Below are 13563 nucleotides of genomic sequence, written 5' to 3' on the forward strand. Positions count from 1 at the left end.
GTCCTGTAGTGAGGCAGTGCGCCCTTGCAGGTTAAGCGCGTTGTAGCAACTGCCGTAGACGCGGAGCGGGTAAGCGAAAGTAAGGGTTTCCCGCGCCCAGCAAACTTCGGAGCATCGCTCACCAATATCTAAAATGTTTACCAAATCAGCTTTGACGCGCAATACCCACCCTACTGAACTGGCACTTTAAACCCAATCCCCAGTCCCTTTTACGCTACTTTACCGCTACCAATTAAATACAGCAGTGCCATACGCACGGCAACACCGCTAGTAACTTGTGTTTGAATGAGGCTAAATTCGGGATCGTCCATTAAATCCGAGCTAATTTCGACACCACGGTTAACCGGCCCTGGATGCAGAACTTTGACGTTAGGCTTGCACAGTTGCAGCTTTGAGCGTGTAATTCCAAACATTTGATGGTATTCTCGTAAAGAGGGCAGTAAGTTTGCACTCATGCGTTCTTTTTGCAGGCGCAGCGTCATAACAAAGTCAGCATCAATTAACGCAGGCTCCAATTGCCAATGGAGAAACAGCTTACCGGGTCTATCTTTGCCGTAATCTGCAAATAATTTGGGTAGTAATGTGGGTGGTGCTGCTAAATGCAACTCGGCTCCAGTTGCAGTTAAACTCCAAATATTTGACCTGGCTACTCGCGAATGTAGAATATCACCAACAATAGCAATTTTTTTATCTTTGAGAAGTTCAAGGCGGGGATGATCTGGATCGAGAAGAGTACAAATAGTAAATAAGTCTAACAGCGCTTGGGAAGGATGCTCGTGTTGACCGTCGCCAGCATTGAGGACACTGACTTTTACACCAAGACGATCCATTTCTTCGGCGATCGCATTAGGTACTCCTGCCTCTTTATGGCGAATGACCATGATATCAGTTCCCATAGCCAAATAAGTCTTGGCTGTATCGAGAATAGTTTCTCCTTTAGTCATCGAAGAAGTGGCGCTGGCAAAGTTCAACGTATCTGCTGAGAGACGTTTGGCAGCAAGTTCAAAGCTGCTACGAGTACGGGTTGATGGCTCAAAAAATAAATTCGCCACTACCTGTCCCTGCAAAGTTGGCACTTTCTTTGTCCGTCGTGATAGCACCTCCTGAAAACTAGCAGCAGTTTGCAAAACAGTATCGTACTCAGCTGGGGTGAAATCAGCTAGGGAAAGAATGTGGTGACGAGTCCAATTAGTACTAGGCATAAATAGCTATTCACTTTTATGTAGAGACGCGAACTGATCTCTACAGTTTTTTTGATCGGGTCGAGAGAATTTATTACTACTACATTCTCCTTCAATTTAGGAGGATAAGACGGTTGAAATCACAAATTATCTGATATTTGTGTTTATAATCACTTCACCCGATCAAACAACCGTTATCTACCTCAATACTAGCGTTATTGAAATAACACCGTACCAATTCATGCCAATGAATTACACTTAAAGTGTTCTGGTACCTTTCCAGGGATGAATGCGCTCGCACACCAATTCATCCCTTATACTCTAGTTAAATAATGAACTGGCCAGCCTGATTTTCAACTCACTGAAATTTATGCTTTCATTAATACTGGTGATAATCAAGATTATTTGACGATTTCATTGCTCAAAAGTTTTCTATTACCACCAAACGAAATAGTTAATCTTGCTAATTTATTAGTAGCATTAGATACAAGTAATTGTGATAGCTTGATTAATTTGTCATATCGCTCTGCACCAAGCAACTTTAGTAAGTTGATAGTAAAGTTTAAACGCATAGATTTCCAAGAATAGGCTAGTTGAGGAGAATAACTAATTGCTTTGTTATACAAACGACTTGCCTCATGAGAATCCCTTTCTATGCTTCTTACGCGTTGTTGAGCATGGTAGAAGTAAAGCCGACCATAGCTATAATTCTTTAAATACTGTAGTTCTGGTGAGACATAGGAAAAAATTTTTTCGATCGCAACACCACAATCTTGCATTGCAGCTTGCCAGTTTGAAGTCATGCTATTAGAATGCTTGCGGTAGTAAGTTAGTGGTTCTTTAATTACCTTGAAGCGGTAGCGTAAACCAATCCGAACCCACATATCCCAGTCAGCCGCGATCGTGAAGCTTGGATCGAACACTCCTACTTCTTCAAAACAGACACGACGAACCATTGCTGAACTGCCACATCCAATAATGTCTTGCTCCAAAATTTGTTTACGCACATCACCTTCGGCATGAAACTTAACAATGCTGTGCCTGTGAATTAATCCTCCCATATCCCTAGAGTGCTCATCGATCAAAGTCACCCAGTTATATACCAGACCTACCTCCGGATTTTCATCTAGAACCCTTACTTGTTTTTCCAACTTTGTAGGATCCCATAAATCATCAGCATCCAGAAAGGTGATGTACTCACCTTGAGCATGAGCAATACCCCGATTCAAACCTCCGGGAATACCCCGATTTTCCTGAGAAATCAGTTTGATTCGGGGATCGCCTAATTGAGTCACCCACTCTACAATATTATCCGTACTTCCATTATTAATTAATACTAATTCAAAATCGGTAAAACTTTGCCACAGCAAAGTTTCCATTGTTTGCGGCAGATAAGCCATTGCATTGTAGGCTGTCATCACCACAGAAACTTTAGGCATAGGTTCAACTTAACTCCTGCATTGCTTGTGCACTAGATGAAATGGGAATATAAACAAGCCGTCACCTGTAGCAGGCTGACAAAATGCATCCTCTACTGGGTGATTTATAGATAGCTAGTACTTCTGAACCAACTTTTAGATTTGCACACCTAAAGCAGTACTCAAGACTAAAGTCAGTAAGCCAGGTGTTTACAAATCTGCGTAAGCTGGTTTGGGTACAGAATCGGCTACCAATCGATCTAGATTGGGATAGGTTTGATCACTGTATTGCGTACACTCTGCTGGTCGCTTTGGAGATGCAGCTGTGTATACAAAGAACAGAGCAGAACGTTCTTCTGAACGCAACGTACCATGATGCAGAACATTGGCTGCATCCACAAAAATAACTGTACCTGCTAGGCCTGAACACTTTTTCCAAGCTGATGTTGGAATTATTGGTGTCAATTCCTCATCGGCAATCCCAAACATCGCTGGTCTTTTTGCAATATGGTTAATCTTCCATCCCTGCCAAGACCAACGAGATGTTAAAGACTTGGAAATGTACTCAAACGGCCCTGTTTTCTCGTCTACATCATTTAAGTAGACAATAATCTTTACTACGCGACGATCTTCTATATCCCAATGCCATCTTTGGATGCCACACTGTTCAATGCTGGGAAAGTCCCTACGCAGATGAACGCCTTGAAATTTTACTGGCAACCCGATATGGTTTTCTGCAATCTGAAGAAGTCTATCCTCTAGACCCCATTGTGAGAATTCTAGCAGATTTGTGACAGTGCAGATTTGTGGTTCAACTTGCACCGAAGGCTCAGTGCTTGCTGCTGCCATGATTTCCAGAGACTTCTTGGCAGCTTGGAGTAAATTAGGTGTGGAGAGCAAACCCAGTTCTGTTAAAGAGGTGACATATGCACCTTCTTTTTTGAGTCCATCTACAATCAGGCGATCGCTCGAAGAAACGTGAGGTATTTTTGTGCTGTGTGCAAGCAGAGATAATATATAAACACATTCAGAGCATAAATCTAAAAATTTAGTAAGGATTTTGTAAAACATAAAAATTTAATCAATGAGATATATTCAGATAGATATATAAGTTTAAATCCTGTCATACCTGACTCTTGGTGAAAAGTACTTTAATTAATCTTTAATCTGACTGAGCTAATTTAACTAATCTTTAATCTATTGGAGATAATATTGGAAAAACTCAAATTTTAGCGAAAAAGCGGGTCAAAAGGCCTTGTCAACTCAGTTACCAGTTTCAATTTGAGCTTTATTCTTAACAAAGATTTTATAAAGATAAGGTAAAGTTTGCTATTTAATTATAAGAATAAGCAATTAGTGTAATTACAAAGAAAGGCAGAGGGTCGAGGGCAGAAGGCAGAAGGTTAAGAGTATCAATTAAAAATGCGTGTTCTGGGTTGAAAGCCCAGTTTCAAACAAAAATTATACCGAGACTGCTTGCAGCGAGGTATAAAACGTCCTTGTAACAATCCCACTATGAGTAAGGGTGGGTTCCCTTCTGCCAAGCCCCATGCTTCAAGTCGGCACTAGACGCGTTCGCCGTCAGGCGTTGCGTTAGCTAGCGGCTACCCTCCGGTAAGCCGCAAGGGCGCAGTGGCTCCTCTGCCTCCAGCATAGCTGCCTTCTGAATCTAACAACGTATTTAAAAACTCCTGCGAGAGTTAGTCATCGGTAGCTAACTGAACGAGTAAATTCAAAAATTTGGCAAGTGAAAGGATTTTTATCATCCCTTCTATAGCTTTTGTGATTGAAAACTCAATTCCCAATAACCAATTATCTTGAAAAGAAGGTATCTATTATTACTACATTAGCTTCCGGTCATGTTCAGCGCTAGAAATTATATTTAGGTATTTGTAAGCCTCGCAGCAGATTTCAATAAATATATTTTGCCTTAATTAATGTATTCAAATCAATTCAAGTCAAATCAGTACTCGGAACGAGAGACAGACAACATCCATATGGATAGCCTAGTGGATAATTTTACCTTTTTCAAGGATGATGTCTGCATTAGAGCGATGTAACCATCAGATAGTATTTACAATTGCTATTTGAGTTTAATAATTTCATGAAGACTTACTGATTCAAAGCCTTAAGCTACTAAAGCGTAAGTTTGGAAGTATAGTATATAGAGGCAATAGCACAACAGCACTTAGGCTCTAGAACTCCGCCAGTTCCCGAAAATAGAAGGATTTTGAATGACTAAGTACATAGAGGTCTCTGCATACCCTGGCAAATCAATAGCGAACCAAGGGCGTTGGCAAAATTACTTACTTCTAGGCATAGCTACGAATCTAGCCCTTTGGGTATCAGCTTTACTGTATATAAAGCTCACACCGCCATCGTATACAAGTTATTCGGCTGTTAGTTTGCCTGGAGGAGGTTCAAACGCTAGTTTAAGCATACCAAATATTGGTCAGGCTTCCTACGAAAGTTCGTCTCCTTATTCTGCTAGTGCTGCTGTAGATCCAAGAGAGAACTACAAGTTTCTTGCTGAGAGCGAACCTGTACTGAAGGCAGCAGCAGAGCAGCTCGATATGTCTTTGGAAGAGTTTGGAAAACCCCGGTTTAAGGTAGTACCAAACACTACAGTGATGAGTGTTGAGTTCAATGGTGCTACTCCCGAAGAAGCTCACAAAAAATCCATAGTTTTTTACAAAGCCTTTGAATCAAAGCTTAATCAGCTTAGATCGCAAGAAAGCGTTCAAAGAGAGATAGGTTCACAAGTTACTCTTAAATCTTCCCAAAAGAAGTTAGAAATCGCTCAAAAGCGTCTTTCCGATTACAAAGCGCGTTCTGGTTTGAATTCTGAGGCTCAGATCAGCGATCTGACAAGCAATATTGAGCAGCTACGCAGACAACGAGCGGAAATAGTGGCTCAACAGCAACAAGCTACTGCTCGTTTAAGACAACTGTCGGCTAATTTAAAAGTATCTTCTGACCAAGCTACAGATGCTTTTAGTCTTCAAACAGATCAGATATTTCAGCAGAATTTAAAAAATTACAGTGATGCTAGTGCTGCTTTAGTTGTTTTAGAATCGAAGTTTTTACCCGATCATCCTACAGTAGTTGCAGAGAGAGCCAAGCGAGATGCTGCTCAACAAGCATTGCTAGAAAGAGGACAAAGCCTTTTAGGACGTCCAGCCAGCTTAGAAAACTTAATCAGTCAATTAAACGTAACTACCAACAACAGCAATGGTTCGTCTCGTGAAACTCTTTATCAACAATTAGTTACAGTCCAGTCTGAGCAAAAAGGACTGACAGCTCAAGCTCAAACGATAGATCGGCAGCTTGCTGAACTTGAGAACAGACTTAAAAATCTGGCACAGCAGCAGACTACCTTAGATGCTCTCAAACGAGATTTACAAGTGGCGGAAGCAGTCTTTTCTTCCACTTTAACCAGGCTGGATCTTGGCAAGTCGAATGCCTTTGGTTCTTATCCACTGATTCAGTTGGTTACAGAACCAACATTACCTGATAGTCCCAGTCAGCCAAAGAAAACATATGCTTTTCTGGGTGCGGCTTTAGGCTCCATTTTTGCAACTACTGGTATAGTATTACTTTGGCAGCGCGATCGCCGCAGGACTTTAATGCGCTGGCGTGAGGAAAAGCCTTTGATATATGAATAAATTGAACATATTCAGTATCTCAAAATTAAGTAGTTTGGCAATTTAATTAGAACCTAGAGTTATTAACTGCTTGGAGTCCAGTAAATTTCAAAGTCTGTTTTTTAACGGACAGTTGTAGCAGACTTTGTTGTTTTGCCAAAAAAGTTATGGTGCCAATCCATGTCCATCTATTGCTTGTTTGACTAATGGAGATCAAGATGAAACCAAATAACTTTCCTGAGAAAGTAATATGGTACAGCATTATAGGCACCTATATCTTCTACTTTACTGGTTTGCTCTATTTTGTTGCAGCGTTTGTCGGTTGGGTTCTAACATTCTACTTACTTAAAAAGTGGTGGGAACAAACGGAAAGAACTCCCATAGACCAAAGAATTAATGTTCCTTGGTTAGTCTGGGTGTGGATAGTGTGTATGTTAGCAATGGAAGTTGCCTTAATCATAGGTCATATAGATTTTAATCTGGGAATGGCAACTATGATTAAATCTACCTTAGGCTGGGTAAGAGGATGGGCACTTTGGGCACTACTTCCGCTGATTGCTTGTTTAAACGTCCGCCCGCAGCTAGTCTCTCGTGCTGTATGCGTACTTTGTCTTCAAACTTTAATTCTTTTTCCTTTTTATTTTTCTGCTTACTTACTTCATATACCAACTCCATGGTACACCGTGCCCTTAAATGTATTTGGCGGGCCACCTGCTGCCTTTACCATCGCACCCTACCTATTTGAAGCAGAAACTGGTACTTTCCGGATTGGATTTTTTGCTCCCTGGGCAGCGGCTATAGGGTTTGTTGGAGCTGTTTACTTCCCCTTATGTATGTATGAAAAAGACAAACGTTGGCGATGGATTGGGATGGCAGCTTCCTTTTTGATGTGTTTAGTCTCAGGTTCTCGTTTGGCTGTTTTATCTGTTTTCATAGCTTGGCTGATTCCAGAAGTGATAGCTAATTTACACCGTCCTTTTCTTTTGTTCATAGCTAGTGGTTTAAGTGTAGTAACTGGTATTTTTTACCAAAATATTCTTGATTCGATTGAATTTTTATATGGAGGGTTTAGAAATCTGCGTAAATCTTCCAGTGAGGTTCGAGAAAATCTTGATAGAATTGCTATTTATCGTTGGTCAGATGCACCTATTACAGGACATGGTACTACTGAGCCAGGGCCCCATTTAGTGCAATTTATGCCAATTGGTACTCACAATAATTGGACAAGTCTTTTATTTCTTAAAGGAATTGTTGGGTTTTTTGCACTTGCAATTCCGATGGTATTTAGTTTTATTGATTTGGCTGTGAAGGCACAAAAAAGCTTAGTAGCTAAAATAGCTTTACGAATATTTGTAGCTATATTTTTAAATACATTTGCCGATACGATAGAAGTTTCGGTATATCTGATTTGGCCTGCCGTAGTTTTTATGGGTATGGGTTTTCAAGAGCAGCAATCAAAAACAAAAAATACTTATAGTTATTCTAATGCGATGAGCTGAAAAAATAAGTTATAAGTAACAATCCAAATAAAAATCACAAAAAATATTAAGTAAATCCAGATAATTATTGTGTTTATTATTAATTATTTAAAGCTTATTTAGGTAATTAGTATCAAAAGAACCAATATAGTAACTTATATGACATTATCGCGATCTAAGTTTATACGATTGGGACTTCTTTCTCTGTGCTGTGGACTTACAATTCCCAAGTGCACTCAGCTTGTAAAGGCAACGAATAGACGTGGATCTACAGTTAAAGCTAGCCGATTAAAGATGCTATCTAAAGGTTTCAATCTTGGACGCTGGCGAGTAATAGAATTTGCAGATAAAGGAGATGATATAAAAGCAACTCTATTGCAATATAAACGCTTGGGTTTAACTTACACCAGACTACCGATAGTTTTATCTAGATTTTTTGATGATAAAAATCCCAGTGTTTTAAAGAAAGATTATCTCCCGGCTTTGGATGCGATCGTTCAGATGCACATGAAAGTAGGACTAGGAATTACTATATGTCCTTTTGATGCTCCAGATGAATTGTATTCTAATCCTGCTGTAGTTGAAAAGTATGTAGCTTTCTTTAAAGCTTTTGCTGCTCACTTTAGCCGCACCAATCCAGAAAAAGTATTTTTGGAAGTTTTAAACGAACCTTCAGCAGAAACTCCTCAAGCTTGGGACAAAATTCAACTGAAACTAATTTCAGCAATTCGTTCGCAAGCGCCCAATCATACAATCATTGCAAGTTCCAACATGAGGGTTACTAAAAATAATTGGAATAATCTGAGGGGACTCCTGAAGACTCAAATTGTAAATGACAAAAACGTAGTATATAATTTCCACTTTTATGAGCCGTTTATCTTTACACACCAAGGAGCTGAGTGGGGATGGAAAGCTTTAAAATTTATGAGGGGAATTCCTTACCCTTCTAATCCTCAAACAGTTGCACCTATATTAAATCAGATTCGAGATCCCCAAGCTAAACGGGCAGTAGAATATTATGGTAAGGAAAAATGGAATAAAACTAAGTTATCAAAAGAATTGTCATTAGTTGCGAATTGGGCAAAGTCTCATGAAGTTCCTGTTATATGCAATGAATTTGGAGTAATACAATCAGCAAGTGTGCCTAGAGATTCCATGCTTCGCTATTTGAAAGATATCAGACAAATCTTAGAATCTCATGGTATTGGTTGGAATCAATGGTTCCGGGTTAATTTGCGCGATCGCGAAATTATCCAAGCACTTGGACTTAAACCTTTAATAAATCCCTAATTTCTCTACATCTAGAAGCATCAACTTAAGAAAATAGTATTGTAAAGCTTAAAGAGATAAGGTGCTGATTATTACTTAATTTGCACAAATATTGCACAAATATTTTTGACTTTATCTTGATTTTACTAGATAACGAAAAAGACTATACTAAATTTATTTTGACTGCTTATTTTTCAGAAAACTATATTAAAAACATAATTTCTTTAACTCGTCTTTGCATTTTCAAGACAGTTTTTCGTTAAATTAATTTACTTTAATGATAAACTGTACGAGATGCCTGAATTGGCATTTATTATCACATCTTTTCGTCTGTTTATAGCAATAGTTGGAGAAATTTTAGATTCATAATTTGTAAGGTAATGAAATGCTAATCAATAAGCTAAAGCAAAAATTAAGCAATCAATTTATTCGCAATGTGGGTTGGCTGGGAGGAGCAGAGTTAGCGAATCGTATTTTTCGCTTAGGAACAACTTTTACTTTAGCTCGTACATTTAGCCCCCATGATTATGGGTTGGTAGCCATTATTATGACTGCCAATGAATTTGCAAAGGTTTTTGCTCTCCGTTCTGGAATTGGCCCTAAGATAATTCAAGCCAATCCAAAAGATTTACCAGCAATCTGCGATACGTCATACTGGCTGAATTGGGTTTTGTGTGGATCGCTTTTTGTCATTCAGTGTATTGTAGCCTTTCCAATGGCTTGGTTTTACAAGGATCAACAAATTATTTTGCCTATCTGCTTTAGCGCTTTATTCTACTTGATGTTACCAATGTTCTTGGTTCAAAGCGCACTGATTGAACGAGAAAATCGACTTAAGATAGCAGCTCTATGTAACGTTATTCAGTCATTGCTTGTCAACATTTTGACAATTGCTCTAGCTGTAGTGGGATTAGGAATGTGGGCTGTAGTTGTACCCATTGTTCTAACCACTCCAGTATGGATAGTAATTATTTTGAAAAATCATTCTTGGCGTCCCCCAAAGTCTTTTAAGCTTGATAAGTGGCGTGAAATCATTGATTTTGGGAAAGATATACTAGGCGTTGAATTACTAGCTAGACTCAGATCTAATATAGACTACTTAATCATTGGTCGTTTTCTAGGGCTTGATGCACTAGGGATATATTATTTCGCTTTCAATGCTGGATTAGGAATTAGTCAAAATGTGGTGAACGCATGTACCGCAGCTTTATTTCCTCATCTTTGTGAGGTTAGTGGAAACTTTGAGCGGCTTAAAGAGCGATATTTTAGTAGTCTTAAATCTACCGCCACTATTGTAGTTCCGCTCATTCTTTTGCAGTCAAGCTTGGCTCCCTTTTATGTGCCAATTGTTTTTGGCCAAAAATGGGTATCGGCAGTGCCAATTTTAATACTTATTTGCCTTTCCGCTCTGTCACTTCCTCTTTACAATACAGCTAGTCAATTACTAAACGCGGTGGGGAAAACCCAGATTAATCTTTACTATAGTTTGATTTATACTGAATTATTCGCTGTAGCTTTGTTAATAGCTGTTAAATTTGGAATCTTATGGGTGGCTGCATCTGTACTGATTTGTCAGTTAGTGGTTAATTCAATTTTCAGTGTTTGGGCTATTAGAAATATCTTCAGAAAAAGCTCTAATCTTTCATTGACAAATATCAAGTCATAAGAGAAAAGCAGTTTTGCCTTCACACATCAATTTTCATTTGTATGCTGTTTACATTTTCTTGGATCGCCCCTTCTCAACTCAATGCAAGCTATTTTCAGGTAATTAATGGGGGCGATCGCAAATCCGCTTCTTTTCTTAACCTTTACATTAACATATCTATCATAGCAATCAACCTTTCTATATTGACTTGGATGTTCCCGTCTTCTTTACTCAAATTATTATTATTAGGATTGGTTAAACAACCATACTGAAACCCTAAAGTTCTAGCTATTGCTGCAAAGTTCAGAGTTGGTGGAGTTTCACCGCAGATTTCAATTACTTTAGCATCTGTACTATAAATAATATTGCTTAATCCTGCTCCATGGGGTGCAATGATAAATTTTGCTTGAGAAAACAGGTTTATTTGTTCCGCTAAACTTAACTCTTCTAATATATAACTCCTAAAATTATAGGACTGCAAACACTCATATACTTGAGATTCATTTAAAATCCGTCTGCCTACTGCTTTTCTTCGAGAAATATAAACATAGGGATGTACATCTTTATTTAAAGTACAATTTTTCCGAATATATTGTTTCAGTGCTTCTGCTACCCATCTACAACCCTGAGGAGAAGTATATCCACTATATGTATTATCATCTTGATACAGGTTTCTAAAGCTGGGTACGATCAGTTTTCTAACTAGTGTTTTTTGATTTCTCCAAAATATAAAATCTTCGTCTTGATATCCCAAGTACTTAAGTGATTCTATCTGCCACTTATTTGGTTCACTGTGAATAATCAAGGGAACTTTTAAACCTGTTTTGTTTTCAAAGTATTTTATTCCTTCTAATCTAGTTAAAGTATTTATGACCCACTGATAGTAGTTATTATGATTCCAGCTGTTGATTAGGGAACAGGCAATGGGTAATTCTTTAGAGGACTTAGACATATAATATGATGTCAATCCTCTTAAAGAAATACTATCTGCTGTATGCAAATAAACATTGTTACAATAATAAGGAACACTGGTTTCTCTGATGAATTCTCCTTGCTCAGTTAAACCAACAGCATATTTTCCTATCAAATAGACGTTATTAATTTCAAAAACATGAGGACTTGATATCTCACATTCGCGAAACTTTAACTCTTCTTTCACCTCAGAAGGTGTGTCTTCTAAATAATATGCATCCACTAATTTTAAAACTTCTGGGTGATGATATTGATAGCAATTATTTGCTCTGGTTATTAAATCTTTACGATTCAATTCTTTTAGTTTTTTTGATTTTAATAAATAATCTATTAAAGGCTTACGAAATTTAGCTTTAATATTCATTCTGTATAGAATACGATTTAACTCTCTTAAGAATTTAATCTTTTTTAATTGTTTCTTGAGCATAATAATAAACCAATTGAATTTAGTAAGTTTTATTGCAAAATATTTTTGCAATGAAGAAAAATCTGCGTAATAATTCAGGTTTGATGGGGCGGCTTTATATAATTTGAGTAGAAAATCTCTAGTTTTATCAAAGTTTGAGCTTCCATTGCCGCTAAGAATCTACTCCAAAACTACTGGTATAGTCTATCAGTGGAGACAGTTTTTGTGAATTTACCGATATCGTTAGCGCTTTAGGTACACCACTGCTTAGTGGATAGCCAAGTGGATAATTCTCCAATCTCTGGGATGCTATCAGCAAAAGATGTGATCATAGCCTGCAGGTAGTATTTCCATACATATATTAATAATTACCCTACGTATTAATGGTACAGCTAAAGTTGTGACTAAAAATTTAAAGTCAGTAACAATTAATGCTAAGTCGTTAAACAATGAAAAAAGTTTCTGTAATTGTTCCAGTTTATGGAGTCGAGAAGTACATAGCTGCTACAGTCCAATCTGTTTTGGATCAGACATATAAAAATTTCGAGCTTCTCATTATCGATGATGCTTCTCCTGACAGAAGTGTAGAGATTTGTGAGCAATTTACAGATCCCAGAATTAAAATTATTCGTCAGGAAAACCGAGGACTCGCTGGAGCAAGAAATACTGGGATTCGTCATGCTCAAGGGGAGTATTTAGCCTTTTTGGACGGAGATGATTTGTGGCTGCCCGAAAAGCTAGAAAAACACGTTGCTCATCTAGAAAAACTACCAAATGTCGGTGTTAGCTTTAGCCGTTCTGCTTTTGTAAATGAAGCAGGAGAACCTCTAGGCACATATCAGATGCCCAAACTTAAGGGTATTACCGTACCCCACTTACTTTGCCGCAATCCTGTTGGTAATGGCTCTGCTCCGGTGATTAGAAGGGAAGTTTTTGAAGATATAAAGTACCAAGACAATCTCTATGGTCAAGTAGAAGATTTTTATTTTGATGAAAGCTTCCGCCAATGTGAAGATATTGAATGTTGGATTCGGATCGGGATTCAAACAAATTGGCAGATGGAGGGTATTCCTGAGGCTTTAACCTTGTATCGGGTAAATTCAGGCGGACTGTCATCGAATATGCTCAAACAGTTCGATTTTTGGGAAAAAGTCATGGAAAAGACGCGCTCTTATGCCCCAGAAATAGTTGATAGATGGGAGCCTCTAGCCAGAGCTTATATACTGCGGTATTTGGCTCGTAGGGCAGTACGTTTGCAAGATGGTTCTATGGCTGTAAAAATGATGAATCAAGCTTTGAGAACTAATTGGCGTATTTTATTTGAGGAGCCACGTCGTACCCTGTTGACTTTGGCTGCTGCATATCTTCTTGTACTATTACCTGAGTCTTTTTATAACTCCATTGAGTCTGTTGCTTTAAAAAGCACGGGAGCTACTCAAAAACGTCGTATTTTGCAGGATCAGTCTAGTTAATCACTGTGAATTTATGATGCGGAAACTGTTGCTCCTTTGCTGGAACAGCAGTTTATGATTAACCGATATTGAGCGTGA

General features: G+C 38.3%; 9 protein-coding genes. 5 read left to right on the top strand and 4 right to left on the bottom strand.

Going from position 1 to position 13563, the window contains the following annotated elements; translation table 11 throughout:
* Positions 1 to 209: 209 nt before the first annotated feature.
* The 3 genes from UYC_RS0126455 to UYC_RS0126465 all read right to left on the bottom strand — a co-directional run bounded on the left by UYC_RS0126455 (position 210) and on the right by UYC_RS0126465 (position 3670).
* Positions 210 to 1202, bottom strand: a complete 993-nt coding sequence (locus UYC_RS0126455; RefSeq protein WP_016874275.1) for an aspartate carbamoyltransferase catalytic subunit — start codon at positions 1200 to 1202, stop codon at positions 210 to 212.
* Between the two features lie 380 nt (positions 1203 to 1582).
* The gene (locus tag UYC_RS0126460; RefSeq protein WP_016874274.1) at positions 1583 to 2620 is read right to left on the bottom strand and encodes a glycosyltransferase family 2 protein; all 1038 of its coding nucleotides are present in this window, start codon (positions 2618 to 2620) and stop codon (positions 1583 to 1585) included.
* Between the two features lie 189 nt (positions 2621 to 2809).
* Complete coding sequence (locus UYC_RS0126465; RefSeq protein ID WP_016874273.1) at positions 2810 to 3670, bottom strand: phytanoyl-CoA dioxygenase family protein; 861 nt, start codon at positions 3668 to 3670, stop codon at positions 2810 to 2812.
* 1163 nt (positions 3671 to 4833) lie between these two features.
* On the opposite strand from UYC_RS0126465, the gene UYC_RS0126470 reads away from it, so the two are divergent.
* The 4 genes from UYC_RS0126470 to UYC_RS0126485 all read left to right on the top strand — a co-directional run bounded on the left by UYC_RS0126470 (position 4834) and on the right by UYC_RS0126485 (position 10656).
* Positions 4834 to 6264: a GumC family protein gene (locus UYC_RS0126470; RefSeq protein WP_016874272.1), complete on the top strand. Its 1431-nt coding sequence runs from the start codon at positions 4834 to 4836 to the stop codon at positions 6262 to 6264.
* Positions 6265 to 6461: 197 nt separating this feature from the next.
* Positions 6462 to 7742: an O-antigen ligase family protein gene (locus UYC_RS0126475; protein ID WP_016874271.1), complete on the top strand. Its 1281-nt coding sequence runs from the start codon at positions 6462 to 6464 to the stop codon at positions 7740 to 7742.
* A gap of 273 nt (positions 7743 to 8015) precedes the next feature.
* Positions 8016 to 9011 carry a glycoside hydrolase family 5 protein gene (locus tag UYC_RS0126480; protein WP_016874270.1) on the top strand — a complete coding sequence of 332 codons (996 nt, stop codon included), beginning with the start codon at positions 8016 to 8018 and terminating at the stop codon, positions 9009 to 9011.
* Between the two features lie 364 nt (positions 9012 to 9375).
* Positions 9376 to 10656 (top strand): lipopolysaccharide biosynthesis protein, encoded by a 1281-nt coding sequence (locus tag UYC_RS0126485; protein WP_016874269.1) that lies wholly within the window; start codon positions 9376 to 9378, stop codon positions 10654 to 10656.
* 142 nt (positions 10657 to 10798) lie between these two features.
* On the opposite strand, the gene UYC_RS0126490 is transcribed toward UYC_RS0126485, so the two are convergent.
* Entirely contained in the window at positions 10799 to 12034 is a 1236-nt protein-coding gene (locus tag UYC_RS0126490; RefSeq protein ID WP_016874268.1) for a glycosyltransferase family 61 protein, read from the bottom strand.
* A 428-nt stretch (positions 12035 to 12462) separates the two neighbouring features.
* Here UYC_RS0126490 and UYC_RS0126495 point away from each other — a divergent pair, with 428 nt between their 5' ends.
* The gene (locus tag UYC_RS0126495) at positions 12463 to 13485 is read left to right on the top strand and encodes a glycosyltransferase family 2 protein (RefSeq protein ID WP_016874267.1); all 1023 of its coding nucleotides are present in this window, start codon (positions 12463 to 12465) and stop codon (positions 13483 to 13485) included.
* Positions 13486 to 13563 lie beyond the last annotated feature (78 nt).

The sequence above is a fragment of the Chlorogloeopsis fritschii PCC 6912 genome (assembly GCF_000317285.1).
In the GTDB taxonomy this organism is placed as follows: domain Bacteria; phylum Cyanobacteriota; class Cyanobacteriia; order Cyanobacteriales; family Nostocaceae; genus Chlorogloeopsis; species Chlorogloeopsis fritschii.